The 19,507-nt window shown below is 68.3% G+C and carries 17 protein-coding genes, 1 tRNA gene and 3 pseudogenes; 9 read left to right on the plus strand and 12 right to left on the minus strand.

Going from position 1 to position 19,507, the window contains the following annotated elements:
- The first annotated feature begins 605 nt into the window (after positions 1-605).
- From FNH08_RS20320 to FNH08_RS20330, 3 genes and pseudogenes are all read left to right on the plus strand, one after another.
- A complete protein-coding gene (locus FNH08_RS20320; RefSeq protein WP_194238546.1) occupies positions 606-2,150 on the plus strand; it encodes an MFS transporter in 1,545 nt (514 codons plus the stop codon).
- 53 nt (positions 2,151-2,203) lie between these two features.
- Positions 2,204-2,701: an FBP domain-containing protein gene (locus tag FNH08_RS20325; RefSeq protein ID WP_152772919.1), complete on the plus strand. Its 498-nt coding sequence runs from the start codon at positions 2,204-2,206 to the stop codon at positions 2,699-2,701.
- Between the two features lie 218 nt (positions 2,702-2,919).
- Positions 2,920-3,813 (plus strand): annotated as a pseudogene (locus FNH08_RS20330) (IS982 family transposase).
- Between the two features lie 19 nt (positions 3,814-3,832).
- Here FNH08_RS20330 and FNH08_RS50805 read toward each other — a convergent pair.
- Complete coding sequence (locus FNH08_RS50805) at positions 3,833-3,985, minus strand: hypothetical protein (protein WP_194238547.1); 153 nt, start codon at positions 3,983-3,985, stop codon at positions 3,833-3,835.
- 61 nt (positions 3,986-4,046) lie between these two features.
- Positions 4,047-4,859 carry a helix-turn-helix domain-containing protein gene (locus FNH08_RS20335; protein ID WP_152772920.1) on the minus strand — a complete coding sequence of 271 codons (813 nt, stop codon included), beginning with the start codon at positions 4,857-4,859 and terminating at the stop codon, positions 4,047-4,049.
- A 102-nt stretch (positions 4,860-4,961) separates the two neighbouring features.
- Here FNH08_RS20335 and FNH08_RS20340 point away from each other — a divergent pair, with 102 nt between their 5' ends.
- Positions 4,962-5,798, plus strand: a complete 837-nt coding sequence (locus tag FNH08_RS20340) for an SDR family NAD(P)-dependent oxidoreductase (protein ID WP_152772921.1) — start codon at positions 4,962-4,964, stop codon at positions 5,796-5,798.
- A 164-nt stretch (positions 5,799-5,962) separates the two neighbouring features.
- A pseudogene (locus FNH08_RS52095) lies at positions 5,963-6,189 on the plus strand (DM13 domain-containing protein); the annotation flags it as partial.
- A gap of 193 nt (positions 6,190-6,382) precedes the next feature.
- Here the strand turns inward: FNH08_RS52095 and FNH08_RS53135 are convergent.
- Together FNH08_RS53135 and FNH08_RS20355 are read right to left on the minus strand one after the other, a co-directional pair.
- A pseudogene (locus FNH08_RS53135) lies at positions 6,383-7,188 on the minus strand (hypothetical protein); the annotation flags it as partial.
- Between the two features lie 321 nt (positions 7,189-7,509).
- Positions 7,510-7,767: a hypothetical protein gene (locus FNH08_RS20355; RefSeq protein WP_152772922.1), complete on the minus strand. Its 258-nt coding sequence runs from the start codon at positions 7,765-7,767 to the stop codon at positions 7,510-7,512.
- Between the two features lie 537 nt (positions 7,768-8,304).
- Here FNH08_RS20355 and FNH08_RS20360 point away from each other — a divergent pair.
- Positions 8,305-10,089, plus strand: coding sequence for an N-acetyltransferase (locus FNH08_RS20360; RefSeq protein WP_322724938.1), 1,785 nt, complete (start codon positions 8,305-8,307; stop codon positions 10,087-10,089).
- Positions 10,086-10,565, plus strand: a complete 480-nt coding sequence (locus FNH08_RS20365) for an ASCH domain-containing protein (RefSeq protein WP_322724940.1) — start codon at positions 10,086-10,088, stop codon at positions 10,563-10,565. Before FNH08_RS20360 ends, FNH08_RS20365 begins: the two co-directional genes overlap by 4 nt.
- A gap of 598 nt (positions 10,566-11,163) precedes the next feature.
- Here FNH08_RS20365 and FNH08_RS50810 read toward each other — a convergent pair.
- Both FNH08_RS50810 and FNH08_RS20375 read right to left on the minus strand, forming a co-directional pair.
- Positions 11,164-11,526 carry a hypothetical protein gene (locus FNH08_RS50810; RefSeq protein ID WP_194238548.1) on the minus strand — a complete coding sequence of 121 codons (363 nt, stop codon included), beginning with the start codon at positions 11,524-11,526 and terminating at the stop codon, positions 11,164-11,166.
- 501 nt (positions 11,527-12,027) lie between these two features.
- Positions 12,028-12,101: transfer RNA gene (locus tag FNH08_RS20375), tRNA-Gly, on the minus strand.
- Positions 12,102-12,727: 626 nt separating this feature from the next.
- Between FNH08_RS20375 and dcd the strand changes: the two genes are divergently transcribed.
- Both dcd and FNH08_RS20385 read left to right on the plus strand, forming a co-directional pair.
- Positions 12,728-13,303, plus strand: coding sequence for a dCTP deaminase (dcd, locus tag FNH08_RS20380; RefSeq protein ID WP_322724941.1), 576 nt, complete (start codon positions 12,728-12,730; stop codon positions 13,301-13,303).
- A gap of 20 nt (positions 13,304-13,323) precedes the next feature.
- Complete coding sequence (locus FNH08_RS20385) at positions 13,324-13,854, plus strand: phosphoribosyltransferase (RefSeq protein WP_152772924.1); 531 nt, start codon at positions 13,324-13,326, stop codon at positions 13,852-13,854.
- Positions 13,855-13,891: 37 nt separating this feature from the next.
- Here FNH08_RS20385 and FNH08_RS20390 read toward each other — a convergent pair whose 3' ends face one another.
- From FNH08_RS20390 to FNH08_RS20415, 6 genes are all read right to left on the minus strand, one after another.
- Positions 13,892-15,517: a DEAD/DEAH box helicase gene (locus tag FNH08_RS20390; protein ID WP_152772925.1), complete on the minus strand. Its 1,626-nt coding sequence runs from the start codon at positions 15,515-15,517 to the stop codon at positions 13,892-13,894.
- Positions 15,518-15,659: 142 nt separating this feature from the next.
- Complete coding sequence (locus tag FNH08_RS20395) at positions 15,660-15,863, minus strand: cold-shock protein (RefSeq protein ID WP_005483357.1); 204 nt, start codon at positions 15,861-15,863, stop codon at positions 15,660-15,662.
- A gap of 283 nt (positions 15,864-16,146) precedes the next feature.
- Entirely contained in the window at positions 16,147-17,172 is a 1,026-nt protein-coding gene (locus tag FNH08_RS20400; protein ID WP_152772926.1) for a Yip1 family protein, read from the minus strand.
- A 25-nt stretch (positions 17,173-17,197) separates the two neighbouring features.
- Positions 17,198-18,673, minus strand: a complete 1,476-nt coding sequence (locus tag FNH08_RS20405; protein ID WP_322724945.1) for an FG-GAP and VCBS repeat-containing protein — start codon at positions 18,671-18,673, stop codon at positions 17,198-17,200.
- A gap of 91 nt (positions 18,674-18,764) precedes the next feature.
- Positions 18,765-19,160, minus strand: coding sequence for a nuclear transport factor 2 family protein (locus FNH08_RS20410; protein WP_152772927.1), 396 nt, complete (start codon positions 19,158-19,160; stop codon positions 18,765-18,767).
- Between the two features lie 48 nt (positions 19,161-19,208).
- Positions 19,209-19,507 (minus strand): ATP-binding protein (locus FNH08_RS20415; protein WP_194238549.1); only part of this gene is annotated, 299 nt, incomplete at its 5' end.

Here is a 19,507-nt window from a genome sequence, read left to right on the forward strand (position 1 = left end):
GACGACGGCCGTCGTCAAACCCCTTCCGTGTGCGCGAGGGCGGTCAGCAATTCCGGTCGCGCGGTGGCGTCGATGGGATATCCTGTCCGGGATTTCGCGCGGCAGGTTCTCTGCCGCCCCGCTCGGCGCGCTCGGCGTCGACACGCACCGCGTGCCCTGCCCGGAAGGAGGCGAGAGACATGGACCGTGCCGAATGCGTTGCGGCCATAGTTGCCTCCGGCCGTGTGCCCTCCCTCCTCTGCGGCGCGCGGTAACTCTTCCCCCTTCTTGTTTCTTGTCTTCGGCATCTTCCTGAGATGCCGCGTCACGAGATGTCCTGGCCTGCGCGGTTCGCCGCCGCGCGGGCCGCGGGGGCGCGTGCCCGAAGACGGGCCCTTCTTTTGCTGGTCACCGTGATCTCGGCACTCTCCGCCTCACGCCCAGCAAGAGCGCCGGCGTGAGTGACACGCAGCTGGTGAGGCAGGCCCTGGGTGCTGTCCGCGGTTCCCGCTGCCCCACCGCCATGCCGTGTCCCCGTGCTCCGTACACCGGCCCGTCGTCACCACTGCGACCGTCCCTGGCCGGCTGTCTCGACAGCACTTCGACACGAAACGCGCGTGATCGCCATGAGCAAGAAACGTCCCGGAGGGGAACCCCTCCCGTCCGCCCCTTCCACAGCCACCGACCGTTCCCCGGACCGCGAGGTTCCCGCCGCGACTCCGGCACCGCCGGATCCGAAGCGCTGGTGGGCGCTGGCCGTCATCGCCCTCGCCCAGCTGATGGTGATCCTTGACGGCACCATCGTGAACATCGCGCTGCCCTCCGCCCAGCGCTCTCTCGGCATGTCGGACGCCGACCGGCAGTGGGTGATCACCGCCTACACGCTGGCCTTCGGCGGGCTGCTGCTGCTCGGCGGCCGGATCGCCGATCTGGTGGGCCGCAAGCGCACCTTCGTCATCGGCCTGGCCGGGTTCGCCGCGGCCTCCGCGCTGGGCGGCGCGGCGGCCGGTCCCGGGATGCTGTTCGCGGCGCGGGCCCTGCAAGGTGCGTTCGCGGCGGTCCTGGCGCCCTCGGCCCTGTCGCTGCTGACGACGACGTTCACCGACCTCAAGGAGCGGGCCAGGGCGTTCGGGGTCTACGGTGCGCTGGCCGGCGGCGGCAGCGCGGTCGGGCTGATCGTGGGCGGTCTGCTGACCGAGTACCTGAACTGGCGCTGGTCCCTGTACGTCAACGTGCCCATCGCGCTGGCCGCCCTGCTCGGCGCACCGGCCTTCCTGCGCGACCGCTCCGGCCGCCGGGGCGGGCACCTGGACGTGCCGGGCGCGCTGCTGGGCGGCGGCGGGCTCGTCGCCCTCGTGTACGGCTTCAGCGAAGCCGAACCTCGCGGCTGGACCAGCCCGTCGGTGCTCACGCTGCTCGTGGCCGGCGTGATCTTGCTCGCCGCCTTCGTGTGGTGGCAGAGCCGCGCGGCGAGCCCGCTGCTGCCGCTGCGTATCGTCAAGGACCGTGTCCGGGCCGGATCGCTCGCGACGATGGGCTTGGCCACCATCGGCATGTTCGCCGTCTTCCTGTTCCTGACGTACTACCTGCAGGTCGTCCTCGGCTACCCGCCGGTGCGGACGGGCCTGGCCTTCGTGCCGATTTCGGCCGGTATCGTCATCGGCGCGACCCAGATCGCGGCCCGCCTGTTGCCACGCACGGCGCCGCGCATCTTGATGTCGTCCGGCATGGTGCTGGCCGCCGCCGGCATGGTGCTGCTCAGCAGCCTGACCGTGCATGCCCAGTACGTCCCGCACGTGCTGCCCGCCCTGCTGCTGCTCGGTCTGGGCATGGGCCTGACCTTCATGCCGGTCTACGCGACGGCCACCGCCGGCGTGCCCGCGCAGGACGCCGGCGTGGCCTCGGCTGTCCTCAACACCGTTCAGCAGATGGGCGCTTCGCTGGGCACCGTACTGCTCAACACCATCGCCACCGGCGCCACCAGCCGTTACGTCCACTCGCACGTGCACGATCCGGCCCACGGCGGAGCGACCCTCGACGAAGGCATGGTGCACGGCTTCTCCGTCGCCTACTGGTGCTCGGCGGGCGTCCTGCTGCTCGCCGCCCTGGTAGCGGGCCTCACCGTACGGCACAAGACGCCGAAGCACGCCGGAAACGACGCACCGGCCTAGCGAGCCGGGGTCGTGTCCCGCCACCGTCCACCTCACCCCTCGAAGGATCCTCCATGAAACCCCTGACCGAGCACGACATCCGTACCTCGTTCGTCAACTGCTCGAAGGGCGAGGCCAAACGCCTCCCCCTGCCCAAGAACCTGGCGGACCTCGACCACTGGGACGACCTGGACTTCCTGGGCTGGTTCGATCTGTCCGCGCCCGATCGCAAATATCTCGTCGTCGAACGCGCCGATGAACTTGTCGGCCTGTCCCTGCGCTCCGCTTCCGGCAACCGAGGCTTCCTGCGCCGCAGCCTGTGCTCGCTGTGCCTGACCACGCATCCCGGCAGCGGTGTCTCCCTCATGACCGCCCCCAAGGCAGGCCCGGCCGGCCGCGAAGGCAACTCGGTGGGCCTCTACATCTGCGCCGACCTGGACTGCTCGCTGTACGTACGGGGCAGGAAGAAGGCGGCACCGGGCGGGCGCATGGAGGAGTCCCTCACTGTCGAGCAGCAGATCGAGCGCCTGCGCGGCAACCTCGACGCGTTCGTGGAGCGGGTCTTCCACTGAGGCCGACAGGGGCTCGACGGCCATCGTTGCCGAGCCCCTGTCCACTCCTTGAACCGCCGTCTCCTCGCGGCTCCTCCGGTCTTACGCGCCGGACCTCAGAGGGCGTTTGAAGCAGGCAGATTGCCCTTTATGCCCTAGTTCGTTCCTGGCTTGGTGGGGGCGGTCTCGTCCCCTATGCGCCTGGTGGGGCTGCCGACCGGAGCGAAGTGGATCATTGAGTGAAGAACGAAGACCTGGACGCCCTGCTGACCGCACTGCAGGTGAAGATCGACGACGAGTTGGAGGCGGAGCGATGGATGGGCTGCCCACCGCAGTTGAGCGATGCCGAGCTGGTCACGCTCACGGTCGCGCAGGCACTGCTCGGCTTCCGCTCCGAGGCCCGGTGGCTGCGGTTCGCCCGCAAGAACCTCGCCGCGATGTTCCCGTACCTGCCGAGCAGTCCGGGTACAACAAGCGGCTCAGGGCCGGGTTGCCGCTGGTCAAGAAGGCGATACGGCTGCTCGCAACGGACACGGACTTCTGGTTCGACAACCACTGGATCGTGGACTCCACACCGGTGGAGTGCGGCCGCTCCCGGCCGACGGTGCAACGCCCGGAGATGGTCGGCTGGGCCGGATACGGGACTGCGCCTCTCACACCCGCTTCTTCTGGGGGCTGCGCCTGTACCTGGTGTGCACGCCGACCGGGATGCCGATCCTGTGGGCGCTGGCGAACCCGAAACTCGACGAACGCGAAGTGCTCCAGGCCATGCTCGACGTCGATGAAGACCTGGTCGCCGACCGGCCCGGACTGCTGATCATCGCGGACAAGGGCTTCGCCTCCAAGGAGTTCGAGAACGACCTGGTCATGCGTGGGGCCGAACTGCTGCGGCCCTCGTTCAAGCGGGAGAAGAAGCGCAAGGGCGGGGCCTGCTCAAGTCGGTGCGGCAGCTGATCGAGTCCGTGAACGACACCCTCAAGGAGCAGTTGGACCTGGAGCAGCACGGCGGACGGGCCTTCGAGGGCGTCGCCGTCCGTGTCGCCCAGCGCATCCTCGCCATGGCCGCCGCTATCTGGCGCGACCACAAGACCGGCGCCCCGAGCGCGCGGTCGCTGGTCGCATTCGATCACTGAATACATCGGACTTATTCGTCTAGTTGTGCTGTCCGGGCAGGACCTGGCTGTCGAAGATCTGGATCCGGGCGATCTCCGCGTGGCCGTCGTACACCACGTAGCGGTTACCGCCGTCGTCTTGAACGGTGCGGGTGGCCAGCTCCGGGCATGGCGCTTCCGTCCGGTCGTACATTGAGGGGTAGGGGAGACGAGGCACGCGCACCACGAGCGGCCGACGCGATGACAACGGCTTGTCAGACGGCTGGTTCCGCGAGTAGACGCAGCGCCTCATATGACCTGCTGCCCGACTCTGCGGAGTAGACCACCAACTGCTGGCCCGGCGCGGAGGGCACGAGAAACCGTTCGAGATCGAGGGTGAGGGTACCGGCCCGCGGGTGAACGATCGTTGCCCTGCCATTGGTGCGGCCCCGGACATCATGCCTAGCCCAGAGACGTCGGAAGCTCTCGCTGCGCATGGACAATTCCTCTACCAGCGCCTCCAGGCCCGGATCATCCATCTCCGTGCCGGCCAGCCCGCGCAGGCACGCCACGAAGTCCTCACGCGGATCCGGTTCGACCAGGAAGTTGTCCGGCTCCAAAAACACGGTTCGGATGAGGTTGGTCCCCGGTGTGTGCGCGGGTGAGAGGGCCTGGGCCAGCGGGTTCGCCGCCAGCACCATGAACGTATGGGTCTGCACGTACGCGGGCGTCGCCGGCCATGAGTTGATCAGCCGAGCCAAGGTGGGAGACACCCGATTGCTGTGAGCACTCCCGCGCGCACGCGGGACAGAATGGGCGAGCGCGAACAAGTGTGTGGTTGCGGACTCGTCGAGCCGTAGAGCCTGGGCGAGCGCCCGGAGGATCTCCGCAGACGGCCGCCGGTCACGTCCCTGTTCCAGCCCGAGGTAGTAGTCCACGCTGATACCGGAGAGCGTCGCAACTTCTTCGCGGCGCAGGCCAGGCACGCGCCGACGGGCGGTCTCAGGAAGACCGACATCCGCAGGACGGACCAGCTCGCGACGAGCCCGCAAGTAATCGCCCAGCAGATTCACGGTGCGGTCATCCATGAGGGCAAGGGTAAGCCGGAATGAGCTCCGGACCCTGGTGCCGGCAGCACCAGGGTCACGGTTCACTTCCTCAGCTGCAGCCCGGGACCTAGCGTCGGGTCCATGGCAGTAGAAACACTTGACGGCCTGACCGCCGTCGTCACCGGCGCCAGTTCCGGCGTCGGCGCAGCCGCGGCAAGGAAGATGGCCGCGATGGGTGCGTCAGTCGTAGTCGTGGGCCGTGAGGTGACCAGAACCCGCGCTGTCGCCGACGAAGTCGGCGGCACCGCCCTTCCCGCGGACTTCGCACGCTTCAGTGAGGTGCGCGAACTCGCTCAGCACCTGAACTCCCGCCTACCGCGGATAGACATCCTTGTCAACAACGCCGGAGTCGTTTCGCCTCAACGGGAAACGACGCCGGACGGTCATGAATTGACTGTGCAGGTCAACTTTCTGTCATCTTTCCTGCTGACATCGCTTCTCTGGGAGAAGCTCCTGAAGGCTCCCTCCGCTCTCGTCATCAACACGAGCTCCAGTCTCTACCGGTTCGGCAGGCTCGACCCGGACGATCTGGACATGAATCGGAGCCGTTACGGACAGATGCGCTCGTACAACGCATCGAAGCTGGCAAGTGTCGTACATGCCGCCGAGATCAACCGTCGGGCACCGGACACAGTGACCGCTGTTGCGTTCCACCCAGGCACTGTCCGCTCCGGCCTCGACCGCAACTCCGCACTGGTCACGGCAGTAAAGGCAAGCTGGATCGGTCGGCGCCTGACGCAGTCACCGGAGGAGGGCGCCGAGCCGATCATCGGGATCACCACCACCGACCGCAGCAGACTGCGAAACGTCTTCTACAACCGGCTTGAGCCGGAGCCGCTGCGTGCCCCCGCCGCGGACCCGGATCTCGGTGCCCGGCTGTGGCAGCGGGCCCACGAGCTCACCCATGCATCGACCTGACGGTTCTTTGAGACGATGTCCTGACCGGCAGATCCTGGGGCGCGATGGTGAACCGGATGGACTTTCTCCCTTTGGTGGACCCACGACATGCGCCCCGGCGCCGTCGTGGAAGCCTCACGCGCCCCGGACCAGATGGTCCCGGACCAAGGTCCTCCCTGCCGTCGGAGCCGACAGGACCGTTGACACTGGCCATCAGTGAGTTGATCAGCCACGAGCACACGACATCGGGCACGGTAAGGCTCGTACGGCTCGCCGACGGCACTCACGTGATCCGGCTGGAGCGGCTGGACTCAAGCAACGGCCCGGATCTGCGCGTGTGGCTGACCGACGCCCGGTGAAGGAGGGACGGGCGGGCTTGCACGTCTTCGACGACGGCGAGTACGTCCGCCTCTGAGCGGTGCTTGGGCGACATGGATTGCGAGACAAGGAGGCCAAAGGTGAGGGGTGCTTCGCCGTCGTGGCCGATGATCGCAGGTGCGATGGTCGTACTCAGCGTGCATCGGCTGTGACACTAGCCGGCGCACGTCCCGTTTGCCGGTCGCGATGTCCACGTGCGAGAGGGTGGTGTACTCGCCCGAGACCGAGAACGAGAAGAGCGGTGCCAGCGTGCGCTTCTTCAGCTCGGTGAGGACGTCGGCGCTGAACATCGCGGGTTCGAGCAGGAGCATGTCTGCTCCGTCGCCGACGAGTTGAAGAGCGGTGTCGATGAACTGCTCTGGCTTGCCGGGGTTGATCTGGAACTCGCGGTCGGAGCCCGCCTGCGGGGTGGCGCCCATGGTGAGTCGGAAGCCGTCGTAGAGGCTGCTCCAGAAGATGATGTGCGGCATGATCGAGACGCTCTCGTGCCTGTCGCGTTCAGCGCTTCGCGGGCGTGCTTGGTGGTCCTGACGACCATGGAGGCCGGTCCCACGATGTCGGCCCCCGCCGCCGCGTGTGCGACCTGGCGGGAGGTGACGTCGGTGGTGGCTGTGATGTCCGGGCGCCCGCGCCGGTCGGAGATGTAGCCGAAACCGGTGTCGGTGTACGAGCACAGGCAGGTCTCCGTCATCACGGCGATCTCGGGTTCCGCGTCCTTCGCCGCTCGCACCGTGCGGGCCATGAGGGCGTCCGGTACGACGGAGAACTCGCCGGCGGTGTCGCGCTGGGTGGATTCGGCGAAGATCTTGACGGAGCGGATGTCGAGCTGCCGGGCTTCGCGCATCGTGGCGGGAATCTGGCTGACCGCGAGGGTCGGCATGGGCCGGTCCGTCTCCTCCTCGGTGACCAGTAACACCATGGACAGGTCGGCCGGGGTCAGAGCGGGGCCTTCCAGGAAGCGGCGAACGGCCGGCCGGCTGCGGAGTGGGCTTGTGGCTCCGTGGGTCCGGGCGGGTGGCGCGGTGACGCTCATCTGTCCCTCGCTTTCGTCGGGTGGAGCAATGCGCCCGACGGCAGGCACGGGGAGATATGCGGGTGGGCGCCTGCCGTCGGGGGTCTGTGTGGGGCGAGGTGCTCGGCGGATGGGGGAAGCCCTTCGTCCTTGGCGGTGCTGATCGCGCCGATGAGGTCGAACAGCTCGTCGTCTTCGCTCTGGATGGCCAAGGCGCCTCTCTTGTCATGGCGGGTGGTGACCCCGTCCTTGCCGCGACCTGCCCTCGTGAGGTCGGGGGAACCTCCAGTTCGAACAGCAGGGACCGGGGGTTGAAGGCCCGCCCAGGGCGCGGCTGTCCTCCTACGCGACATGGGCGGGCGGTCTGTCGAGTGGCGCGCTGGTGGGCCACTGGCTGATGGGATGAGGCTGTGCGGGGGCGGGTGCGGGCGTGTTCTGTCGGCGGACGGCCCGCTCGCGCATCGTGTAGTGGAGCTGTTCGAGCCTGAACACGCACCACTGGCAGGCGGAAAGAGGGAAGGCCCTGCCGGCCACCGAGATGTCGCCGATCTCCGCTACGGGAACATCGGCGAAGCACCAGCGGAGGCTGGCACAAGGCATCGACGCCGAGGTACGGCAGCAGCTGCGAAGCCCGGACGCTGAAGGGCGGCACGCCGCGGAAGCGTGACAACCGTGGCCGTACGGATCCCGGTTGGACAGGTCTTGGCCGGGGTCGTACGGCAGCAGCCGCTCCGTGACAGCCTCTGCAGTACCGTGCGCCCCTCGTGCCCCCTTGAGGGTTGGCCTCGGTTGAGATCAGCTTTCCCTGTATGTACTGACAGGGGAGTTGAGGTCGGCCTTGGCCGACCCTTCTGGAGGGGGAACGATGGCGGTCAAGGTTCTTCCCGCGTTGCCTGCGCGGGTCGAGTTGATCGACAAGGCCGTGGCGCTGGGCGATCGCTACACGAAGACGCTGGGGCTGCTGACGCCTCCCGCGTATCGACAGGCGGCGGAGAACGGAGGGCTCCTGGTCGCCGTCGAAGCAGACGAAGTGATCGGCTACGCGCTGTTCGGGCTCCCCAAGAGGAGTGCCCATATACGTCTCGCCACCTATGCGTTGCGGAGGAACAGCGCGGCCGGGGTATCGCCCGACTGCTGGTGGAGGCCATCAAGCAGCGCTATCCCCAACGGCTCGGCATCAAGGCCAAATGCCGACGGGACTACGAACTCAGCGACATGTGGACGAGCCTGGGGTTCGTCCCGAACGGTGAGGTGCGCGGACGCGGCCGAAATGGAGAGATCCTCGACGGATGGTGGCTGGACCTCGGGCACCCGGACCTGTTCACGGAGGTGGAGAGCGACGCGCTGCTGGTGGTGACCGTCGACCACAGTGTCTTCGCCGATCTGCGCGGACTCGCCGGAACGACCGATGCGGAGGAGTCCCGCGCGCTGGAGGCGGGCTGGATGACGGACCTCGTCGAACTCGCCTACACGCCCCAACTGGTCCACCAGATCCGGGACGTCGGCGATACCGCCGAGCGTCAGCACCAGCGGGCAGCGCTCCACGGCCTACGCCAGCTCACCCCTGCCTCCGAGGCCGTGGCCGAACGAACGGCTGAGCTGCTGAAGGCAGCCGCGGAGTCGCTTGCCGATCTCCCCGTCGACGCGACACTCCGACGCTGCCTGCACTACGTGGCCGAGACATCGTGCGCCGGCCTTCAAGTCCTGGCCACCCGGAATCCGCTCCTGTCCCGTCTTGCCGACGTGGCTTGGGAAGTCGCCCGTGTCCGCGTCGTATCGCCCTCCACCGTGACGCTCCACGTGGACGAGTTGCGGCAAGCCCAGGTGTATCGCCCGGCCGATCTGATGGGCACGGAGTTCCGGTCGAGCGAGGTGGCACCAGGTGCGGAGGACGAGCTGGTGGCCTTCTTCAACCAGTCGGGCGGCGACGACGGCTCGGCTTTCGCCGAGCGCCTTCGGTCGCTCACGGATGACACGGTCGCGTGGCGTCGAGAGCTGCTGAGGGACGGCCAGGGCCACCCGGTCGCCCTCTACGCATGGGCGTTGGACGGTCGGACTCTGATAGTCCCCGTACTGCGCACCGCAGGCCATCCGCTGGAAGAGACCCTGGCCAGGCAGCTCCTCTTCCTGCTGAAGCGCCATGGGCGCGACTGCGGGGCGGAGACCATACGCATCAGCGACCCGCACCTCTCCGCCGTAGCCAAGGCCGCCGCTGGGGACGACGGCTTCTTCGAGCACGACGGCAAGTTCGTGGCCCTCCTGGTGAACGTGTGCGGTACGGCAGCCGAGGTGGAGGCGGTGGCCGGCGGACTCGCCCGCGAACTGACCGTGGAAGCGGCCTCACTTCACGCTGGGATGCCGGCCGAGGTGGCCTCTGTGGTGGAGCGCGCTTGGTGGCCAGCGAAGGTCATCGACTCGGAGCTGCCGTCCTTCCTGGTGCCGATCGAACCGCGCTGGTCCACCGAACTGTTCAACGTCCCGGCCATGCTGCTGCCGCGCAGCGACGTACTGGGGATCAGCCGGGAGCACGTCTACTACCGGTCTTCCGGGCACCGAGGCGAGAGCGTTCCCGCCCGTCTGCTTTGGTACGTCAGCAAGGGCACTGCAGGTGTGGACGGCCAGATGGTGGTGGGCAGTTCATCTCTCGACGAGGTGCTCATCGACACACCTGACACCCTCTTCTCGAAATTCGAACACCTGGGCGTATGTGGTCGGGGTGAGGTTAAAGCAGCCGCCGACGCCTCGGGCCGCGCCATGGCGCTGAGGTTCTCGGACACCGAGATCTTCCCCAAGCCGGTGACGCTGCGGCGATTGACCTCCCTCACCAAGGAGCTGGGACTACCGTTGTCGCTGATCTCGCTGTCGAAGATCAGCAACGAGCTGTTCCAGGCGGTCTACAAAGAGGGGCACCGAACGACGTGAACGATCCGGAACGCGCGATGCTGCTGTCCGTCCACCCGCACTTCGCCACCGCGATCCTGGCCGGCAGCAAGACGGTGGAGGTCCGCCGCCAACGCGTCGCCGCGCCTCCCGGAACCCCGGTTCTGCTGTACGCGACCGCGCCCACCATGGCCCTGGTGGGCATGGCTCGCATCGCCGCAGTCCACGTCGCCTCCCCGAAGGAGGTCTGGTCGGCCCACCGCACCCAGACGGGAATCACCCGGCGCGAGTACGACGCCTACATGAGCGGCGCCACTCAGGCGAGCGGCCTCACGCTGGAGGCCCCCGTGTCCTTCGAGCAACCCGTGACCCTCAGTGCCCTGCGTGCTGCGGGCACCTTCCACCCTCCGCAGAGCTACCGCTACATGAAGAGTGATGACCTGCGGCAGGTGGCTGTGGCGGGACCTGTCGCAGGCATCGCCCTGCGCGAGGCGCTGGGAGACCTGGTGCCTGCGTAACGCGAAGGTCGGCCTCCGTCTTATTCGATCGTCCGGGGCGCAGGGGTCAACGGTTGGTCTGCCGGTCTGATCACGTCACCCGCGAACCGCAGAGATCACGGCGGCTATTGCCGCAATCAAGCCTGCGACTGCGGTGATTCCGGACAGCCACATGCTGACCTTGCGGTGGGTTTCGTCACCAGGCTCGCTCTCAGGCGGGTCGGGAAGTGTCATGGTGGTCCTTCACTGTGCGCTGCAGCAGTAACGGCTGCTGGTGGCGGCTTCAGGTAGGCCCATGGCAGTCGGAAAAGCGCAGGGCCTTGCTCCGAGCGGGAACCTAGCAACCCTCTGACTAGGCCGTTTCCAGGCGGAATTGATTCCGGCTCACATCGGGATGCTCCAGCTGCCATACTTGGCCGACACCCCACCTCGTCATGGGATACGTCTGTGCTGTGGCATATGACAGAGGGATATCCCTGCCGACTGGAAGGTTGTGCCGGGCGATCGACGCGAAACGGAAGAATCGTGCGCATCGGCTTGGCTGGAAGTCGGCGGTGTCATGGCCGGGGTCCGCTAGGGCGTGTCCGCCGAGGCGCTCCATGCCACGCTCAGTCGAAAATCAGGGTGGCCCAGGGCCGTGCAGCCACCACGCCTCCGTGGTGGGCGCATGTGCCTTGTCGACCGATGGAGGTCGACGGCCAGCCGTCACGGCAGTGAGCGGCTGAGGGCATGTCCCCCGGCTGGCTTCCGTAGGCGCCTGCTCTATGCGAGAAGCCTCGGCGATGAAGCCGTTGTCGAAGCACTCCCGGTATTCGGGGGCGACTCGTGCGGCCTGTCCGACGAGGTCGCCCTTCTCGGAGTAGGCCCTAGAGATGTCCAGCTCGGTGGCGGGCGTGGCGCCGAGGTCTCCGAGATCATCGGGGGCGGGCTTCCCGAGCTGCGGGATGCTCGGGTCTCCGACGAGGGCCAGAGGAACGCGCACTGCGCGAGCCTGGTCGCTCAGCGCGAGGGCCTCTGTTCGGTGGGGCCGGCACGCGGCCTCGTCCTGGTCTTCCTGTCAGGTGTTCCAGGTGCACGAATCCAAGCCGCTCAGTAAAGGCCAGGGTGACAAGCGCAAGGCCGGCGCGGACCGTCCGTTGCTTCCGCCCGCCGTCTTCGAGAGCGGCCGTACCTGGTGGACATGGCGCGCATTGTGAAGCACCGGCTCATGCCCCGGACGGAACGGCCAAAGCTAGGGCTGTTCACCGCCCATCAAGTCGCCCTTTGCGCATGCGACTTGGCCGCCATTTGCTTAACGTGTGACCCAGATCGCCGAAAATGGATCTCGCTATTTGAGACGCGGCGGCGCCGTAGGCCCTGAATTCGAGCCTGGAGGTCCCGGAATGGGCATTTCACCTCGACTTAGGGCACGCAGAGGGCACGCCACCCTCAAATTGGTCTAGACGACAAACGAACCCCAGGCAGCCGACCTGGGGTTTCATCATGGAGCGGGTGACGAGAATCGAACTCGCGCTCTCAGCTTGGGAAGCTGATGTTCTACCATTAAACTACACCCGCGTAAGACACCGGTTTGTGGTGGTGTTGGAACGCGTCGTCACTCTACCTCATGTCGGGCCCCCGGTGCTGAAGCCGAGGGGCCTGTGTGCGTTTCGGAGGGGTGGACGGGGCTGCGCCGGGCGGGAGTTGGGGCGTACGGTGGGGGAGAGGAAGAGGGTCTGTGCGCGTCGGGGAGCCGCCTGGAGGACCGTCCCTTTCATCCCGTAATGTGGCTTTCGTCGTCAGGGCAGTTAGCCAGACGAGGCTCTTGGGGAAGGGACTCTTGGACTTGATGGAACGCACCGTCGTCCGCTGTGCCGATGGGCACGTGTTCAGCACCGCTTCGTTCCCGATGCAGCAGGCCGAGCGACTCGGCCCCGGCCGGTTGATCCGCTGTCCGCGGTGTGCCCGGCTTCGCAGTGTCGTACCTGTGGCGTTCGAGAAGCGATAGCCGGCGGGGGCCGTGCGCGCCGGGCGGGTGTTGAAGGTCGTACGGGTCGTACGAGTTGTCGTTCGACGGTCGGCCTGGCTCCGCGGTCCGCGGCGGTCCAGCTGTACGCAGTAGCAGTAGCAGTAATAGAAGGAGCGAGCAGCGCGCGGGTCGTCCTCGTTGTGGGCGGCCCGCGCGTCTTGCGTATCCTCAGGGCGTGCTTCTCTCAGACAAGGACATCCGGGCCGAGATCGATGCCGGTCGGGTGCGGATCGAACCGTACGACGAAACCATGGTGCAGCCGTCGAGTGTCGACGTGCGCCTCGACCGCTACTTCCGGGTGTTCGAGAACCACCGGTACCCCCACATCGACCCGTCCATCGAGCAGGCGGATCTGACCAGGCTGGTCGAGCCCGAGGGGGACGAGCCGTTCATCCTGCATCCCGGGGAGTTCGTGCTCGCCAGTACCTATGAGGTCATCAGCCTGCCCGATGATCTCGCTTCGCGGCTGGAGGGGAAGAGTTCCCTGGGGCGGCTCGGGCTCGTCACGCACTCCACCGCGGGGTTCATCGACCCCGGGTTCTCCGGGCATGTGACCCTCGAGCTCTCCAACCTCGCCACCCTGCCGATCAAGCTCTGGCCGGGCATGAAGATCGGGCAGCTGTGCATGTTCCGGCTGACCTCGCCGGCCGAGTCCCCGTACGGGAGTGAGCGGTACGGGTCCCGTTACCAGGGGCAGCGTGGGCCGACGGCCTCCCGGTCCTTCCTCAACTTCCACCGCACGCAGGTCTGAGAGGGGAGAGGCAGCCGAGCATGTCCGACGTTTCCCCTGCGAGCTCGCCCGCGCGCGAGAACCTCTCTTACGAGGCGTTCGGCCGCGCCGTCCGCGAGCTCGCCCAGGCCGTCGCCGATGACGGGTACCGGCCCGACGTCATCCTCTCCATCGCCCGTGGCGGAGTGTTCGTCGCCGGCGGGCTCGCCTATGCGCTCGGCTGTAAGAATATTCACCTGATCAACGTCGAGTTCTACACCGGTGTCGGGACCACCCTCGACATGCCCGTCATGCTCGCCCCCGTCCCCAACGTCATCGACTTCTCCGACAAGAAGGTGCTCATCACCGACGATGTCGCGGACACCGGCAAGACCCTCAAGCTCGTCCGCGACTTCTGCCTCGACGCCGTCGCCGAGGTCCGGTCCGCCGTCGTCTACGAGAAGTCCCAGTCGCTGGTGAAGTGCGAGTACGTGTGGCGGCGGACCGACGAGTGGATCAACTTTCCGTGGAGTGTGCTGCCTCCGGTGCGTAGGTCGGGGGAGCCGGTCACTCCCTCGACGGAAGCCCTCTGATCTGCGGTTTCAGCCCTACGGTTTCAGCCCCGCAGTTTCAGCGGCCCTTCCGCTGGGCCCCCTGAGTCCCCTGAGTGGAGGAGCGGCGGCGGCCCTGGCCGGGGCGGCCTCGCCTGCCGCGTGACGAGGGACCCGTGCGTGCGGGGCCGTTCGCGGTGGTCGGCGGGGTGAGGACGACGGGTACGCCCGAGGGGGCCTGGGCGCCGGTGATGCGGCTCAGTTCGGCCTCGCCCGAGCGGACCCGGGTGGTCTGCGGGGTGATGCCGGCGGCGGTCATCAGGCGGGTCATGTCGCGGCGCTGGTGGGGCAGGACCAGCGTGACGACGGTGCCGGACTCTCCGGCGCGGGCGGTGCGGCCGCCGCGGTGCAGATAGTCCTTGTGGTCGCTGGGCGGGTCGACGTTGACGACGAGGTCGAGGTTGTCGACGTGGATACCGCGGGCGGCGACGTTGGTGGCCACCAGGACCGTGACGTGGCCGTCCTTGAACTGGGTCAGGGTCCGGGTGCGTTGGGACTGGGACTTTCCGCCGTGCAGGGCCGAGGCGCGCACCCCCACGGCCAGGAGCTTCTTGGTCAGCCGGTCGGCGCCGTGCTTGGTGTCCAGGAACATGATCACGCGGCCGTCGCGGGCGGCGATCTCCGTCGTGGTGGCGTGCTTGTCGTCGTCCTCCACGTGCAGCAGGTGATGCTCCATCGTGGTCACCGCGCCCGCGGACGGGTCGACCGAGTGGACCACGGGATCGTGGAGGTAGGTGCGCACCAGACGGTCGACGTTACGGTCCAGGGTGGCCGAGAACAGCATCCGCTGGCCCCCGGAGCGCACCTGGTCGAGGAGGGCGGTCACCTGGGGCATGAAGCCCATGTCGGCCATCTGGTCGGCTTCGTCCAGGACGGTGATGGCCACGCGGTCCAGGCGGCAGTCACCGCGGTCTATGAGGTCCTTGAGCCGGCCGGGAGTCGCGACGACGACCTCGGCCCCGGCGCGCAGCGCGCTTGACTGGCGGCCGATCGACAGGCCGCCGACCACCGTGGCGAGCCGCAGGCGCAGCGCGCGGGCGTAGGGGGTGAGGGCGTCGGTGACCTGCTGGGCCAGTTCCCGGGTGGGTACGAGGACGAGTGCCAGCGGCTGCCGGGGTTCGGCTCGCTGCCCTTCGGTACGGGCCAGGAGGGCGAGGCCGAAGGCCAGTGTCTTTCCCGACCCTGTGCGTCCGCGGCCCAGGACGTCCCGGCCGGCCAGCGAGTTCGGAAGGGTCGCGGCCTGGATCGGGAACGGGGTGGTCACGCCCTCGGTGCCCAGCGCGGTCAGCAGCCGCTCGGGCATGTCGAGTTCGGTGAACGTCTCGACCGGCGGCAGTCCCGGGGTGAGGGTGACCGGCACCGCGAACTCCCCGCCGGTTGCGGCGGGACGCCCTCCGCCTCCGCGACCGTTTCGCCCGGACTTGGCCGAACGGGAGGGACGGGAAGAACGGGAAGGAGCGTTCTGGCGGCCCGTCCCCTGCGAGCGGGCGCGACTGCCCCGGGCGGAACCGCCGGAGCCGGCCGAGCCGCCCGAGCCGGCGGAGTCCGCAGCACTCGCAGCACCCTTGTCCGTGCGAGTGCGGGAGGAGCTGCTGTTCGTGCGGGCGCGGGGGGAACTGTTGTTCGTGCGGGCCGTGCGGTTCATGCGGGACCTTCCTCGATGCGGCACCTGTGGCACCTGGAGCACCTGCGGCACCTGCTGCACTTGCGGCGCCTGTCGCACATGAGCCGGGGCCCGCACCCCGAAAGGTGCGGGCCCCGGCCATGCGTACGCGTCAGCGTCAGCTTCAGGCGGGAACGATGTTCTCGGCCTGGGGGCCCTTCTGGCCCTGCGTCACGTCGAAGGTCACCTTCTGGCCCTCCTGAAGCTCACGGAAGCCGGACGTGGCGATGTTCGAGTAGTGGGCGAAGACGTCCGGGCCGCCACCCTCCTGCTCGATGAAGCCGAAGCCCTTTTCCGAGTTGAACCACTTCACGGTGCCAGATGCCATGTTCTATCTCCCTTGAGGCAAAGCCCGGAGTCCGCACTGTGCGGACCCGGCGTCGCAGCAACGATTTGACCCCACGGGAAAGCTCCGAAAGGTCCCGGAGGCCCCACAAACAAAAAGAGCGCTCGTCGACGGAAGGTCGAAGAGCACTCAGAAGCCTCTGGTAACCAAAACTGCCACTTGGAGTCAAGCTAGCACAGCTCGGCACGAAGGAGGAGCTCCCGGGGCCGTGCCGGGAGCCCTTCTCGGGGGCGTACCGCTGGAACGGGCGCAGCTGGATGATCGATTAGAACGTGCCCAGCTTGATGATCGACAGGATCGCGATCAGCTGGATCGCCGACGCGCCCAGGGCCTTCGGCCACGGCAGGTCGTGGGACCTGGAGACCATCAGGGTGAGGAGCGCGCCCGCGGCGACCCAGGTGGCCCAGCCGAGGATCTGGACGAAGGGGGCGTCGCCGCCCGCGAACATGGCGACCACCAGGCGCGGCGTGTCCGTGATGGACATGATCAGCATGGAGAGGCCGACTGTGGGCTGCCAGGCGCCGTCGCCGCCGAGCTGGCGGGCCAGGGTGTGGGTGACCACGCCCAGGATGAGGGTGCTGATCACCATCGCGACCGCTGTGGTCAGGACGATCGGGATCGCGTTGTTCAGTGTCGCGTTGATCGCGTCCGCTCGGGTGTCGTCGAAGCCGAAGACCGCGAGCAGGCCGTAGACGAAGGTGACGATGAGGGCCGGGCCCCACATCGGGTAGTCGCGCATGACGAGGAAGGTCCGGTTCGGCGACATCACGATGCCGCGCAGCAGTTCCTTCCAGTGCAGGCGCGGTCCCGCCGGGGCGGGCGCGGCCTGGCCGGCGCGGTATGTGCCGCTCTCGTTGTACGGGTCGTCGCCGACCGAGAAGGCCTGGGTGTGGCCCGGGTTGTTGGCCGCGTACGGGTCGTGGCCCTGGCCGGGGCCGCCCTGCGGGTAGCCGTGGCTGTCGCCGAAGTACTCCGGCTCGCCGTGGTTCCCGCCGTTCGCCTGCGGCCAGCCCGACTGGCCGCCGGGGCCGCCGCCCTGGCCACCCTGGGCGCCGTACGGCTGCCCGCCGCCGTACTGAGGGTGCTGCGGCGCCTGTGGGTAGCCGTACGACGGGCCGCCCTGCGGCGCCTGCTGTCCGTACGGAGGGTTGTGCGGTCGCGCTTGAGGAGCGCCGTTGTTCCGGCCGCGTCCGATCCTGAATCCAGCCACGTCTTCGAACGTACCTGGTCCTGGAGTGTGACGTAGGGCGCACAGGGCAACGGGGACACCTTTGCTGCCGAGCTGTGACATCCCCTAAGGGACAGTCAGATGTGACTCAGTGACTGCTCAGGGTTTTGCCGTACGAGAGTGCCGTTGACGAGGAGGGGAGGCCCAGGCCGGTCGGGGTGACGGCGTAGGAGCGCTGGGACGACAGGGCCGGGAGGAGCCAGACTCCGCCCGATGCGGCATTCTCGCCGGGGGTTCCGATCGCAGCGTCCGGCGTGCCGTCGTGATCGTAGTCGCCGGTCGCCACCGCCGTGCCGAAGGCGTCCCCCGCCTCCGCCGCGCCCGGGATTCCCGGGGTGCCCTGGTTGTACGCCACCGAGGTCGCCTCGCCGTACTGGTCGACCAGGCCGCCGGCGTGGCCGATCAGCAGCGTGGCCGCGCCGGCGCCCGCGCGGGTGCCGATCGCCTCGCCGGGGGCGCCGACGAGCAGGTCGTCGCGGCCGTCGCCGTTCCAGTCGAGTACGGCGAGTGACGCGCCGAAGCGGTCGCCGTCCTCGGCGCGGCCGTACACGCCGACCGTGTCCTGGTTGAGGGTCTGTTCCCGCGTGCCGAAGCCCGACGCGCCGCCGTAGTGGATGTGGAGGCCGCCGCCCGTGGCGTACTCCTCCGGGCCGCACGGGTCGTCGATGTTCTCGTCGGCGATCTCGCGGCACTCGCCGAGGGCCAGGTCGTCGTGGCCGTCGCCGTCGAAGTCGCCGGAGGCGAGGGCGGTGACGCCGGCGTTGTCGGTGTTCCAGAAGTTGACGAGGCCGGACTCGGACGGTTCCGAGCGCCACAGGCGTACGTGGGAGCGGGTGTACGGCTGGTTCACGGTCCAGTACGCCAGGGCCAGGTCCGCCGTGCCGTCGTTGTCGAAGTCGCCCGTGGTCAGGACCGGGGCGCGGCCGCCCATCTGGTCGCTGACGACGGTGGAGCGGGGTCCGCCGGCCGGCGCGAGCACCACCTTGTCCGTCGCGCCGATCGCCACGTCCGTCCTCCCGTCGCCCGTCAGGTCGGCCGCCGTCACGGACTTCCCGTACGCCGCCGAGGCCGCCGGGCCGTTCGTCGTGGTCGTGGCCGTGCCCAGGCCGCCCTTCGCGCCCCGCAGGACGGCGACGGTGCCCGCGTCCGTTCCGGAGCCGGTGACGTCCTCGCCGGGGGCGCCGATCACCAGGTCGGCCACGCCGTCGCCGTTCACATCGGCCACGGCGACGGCGGCCCCGAAGCGGTCGCCCGCCTCCGGGGTGCCGGGGACGCCGGGGCGTGCCTGGCTGACGCGGGTGTTGCCGTACGCGCCGGGGCCCTTCGGACCGCCCCAGAGGATGTTGACGTATCCGGCTCTGGTCCTGCCGTCGACCGTGGCGTCGGGGACGCCGACGGCGAGGTCCGCGTAGCCGTCCGCGTTGAAGTCGCTGACCGTGGGCTTGGGGGCGGCGGCCGTGGCGGTCGGGGCCGCGAGGGTGAGGGCGGCGGTGGCCGCCGCGACGACGGTGGCGGCTGTGGCGGCGGACAGGGCGTGGGTCCGGGTGTGGGTCCGTATGCGCACGAGGGCTCCAGGGTCCGTTTCGGTTCACCTGTGTGACACCTGGAGGTCGTACGAGGTTGTGCGGGGGTGTGCGCGGGCGCGCGGTGGGGGGCTACGACCAGAACTGGTCGAGCCTGTCGATGTCCTCGACGCACTCGTCGAGGTCAGTGACCTTGTCCCCGACGATCCGGAAGACGATGCTCCCGTTCTCGTCGAGCTGCTTGCTGCCGCGCTGCGCCGTCAGGCGGTGCACGGAGACCACGTGGCCCCTGCCGTCGACGAGGAGGGTGTGCAGCTCGGCCTTGAAGGTCCCGTTCGTCTCCTGGAAGAGCCGCTGGTACAGGTCGATGACCGCGTCCCGGCCCTTGAAGTCTCCGGACAGGATGTGGCTGCCGGGTACGTGGTGTGCGACGTCCCCCGCGAACAGCTCGCGCAGGGTCTCCATGTCTCCGCGCGCGAAGGCGTCGTAACCCTTGCGTACGAGTGCGGCGTGCGGGTGCTCGGCCATGGTGGGTCACCTTCTGGTGGTCGCGATCGTGTGTGGCCTATGCGGCAATTATCCAGCTTCACCCTTTTGGGTGCATGTGGTGAGTTCACACCAGACGTACTTGCCGCCGCCACTGCCGTTGATCTGGAACCAGCCCCAGTCCTGCGCGTACGCGTCCACGAGGTGCAGGCCGCGGCCGGACTCGTCGCAGACGGAGGCGGGGGATGCGGCGGGCGGTGTGGGGTCCGTGCCCCAGGCGCCGAGACGGAAGGCGGCGCCGGCCTGTCTGATCTTGAGGGCGGCAGGACCCTTGGTGTGCCGGACGGCGTTGGAGAGCAGCTCGGAGGCGGGGAGCTCCGCGGGTTCGA

Source organism: Streptomyces spongiae (genome assembly GCF_009377185.1).
Taxonomy (GTDB): domain Bacteria; phylum Actinomycetota; class Actinomycetes; order Streptomycetales; family Streptomycetaceae; genus Streptomyces; species Streptomyces spongiae.

Excerpts from the sequence above, each read along its gene's own strand:
- FNH08_RS20320 (WP_194238546.1), top strand. The coding sequence starts at position 606 with ATGAGCAAGAAACGTCCCGGAGGGGAACCCCTCCCGTCCGCCCCTTCC.
- FNH08_RS20325 (WP_152772919.1), top strand. The coding sequence starts at position 2,204 with ATGAAACCCCTGACCGAGCACGACATCCGTACCTCGTTCGTCAACTGC.
- FNH08_RS50805 (WP_194238547.1), bottom strand. The coding sequence starts at position 3,985 with ATGTACGACCGGACGGAAGCGCCATGCCCGGAGCTGGCCACCCGCACC.
- FNH08_RS20335 (WP_152772920.1), bottom strand. The coding sequence starts at position 4,859 with ATGGATGACCGCACCGTGAATCTGCTGGGCGATTACTTGCGGGCTCGT.
- FNH08_RS20340 (WP_152772921.1), top strand. The coding sequence starts at position 4,962 with ATGGCAGTAGAAACACTTGACGGCCTGACCGCCGTCGTCACCGGCGCC.
- FNH08_RS20355 (WP_152772922.1), bottom strand. The coding sequence starts at position 7,767 with ATGCCTTGTGCCAGCCTCCGCTGGTGCTTCGCCGATGTTCCCGTAGCG.
- FNH08_RS20385 (WP_152772924.1), top strand. The coding sequence starts at position 13,324 with ATGTCCGACGTTTCCCCTGCGAGCTCGCCCGCGCGCGAGAACCTCTCT.
- FNH08_RS20390 (WP_152772925.1), bottom strand. The coding sequence starts at position 15,517 with ATGAACCGCACGGCCCGCACGAACAACAGTTCCCCCCGCGCCCGCACG.
- FNH08_RS20395 (WP_005483357.1), bottom strand. The coding sequence starts at position 15,863 with ATGGCATCTGGCACCGTGAAGTGGTTCAACTCGGAAAAGGGCTTCGGC.
- FNH08_RS20400 (WP_152772926.1), bottom strand. The coding sequence starts at position 17,172 with ATGTCACAGCTCGGCAGCAAAGGTGTCCCCGTTGCCCTGTGCGCCCTA.
- FNH08_RS20410 (WP_152772927.1), bottom strand. The coding sequence starts at position 19,160 with ATGGCCGAGCACCCGCACGCCGCACTCGTACGCAAGGGTTACGACGCC.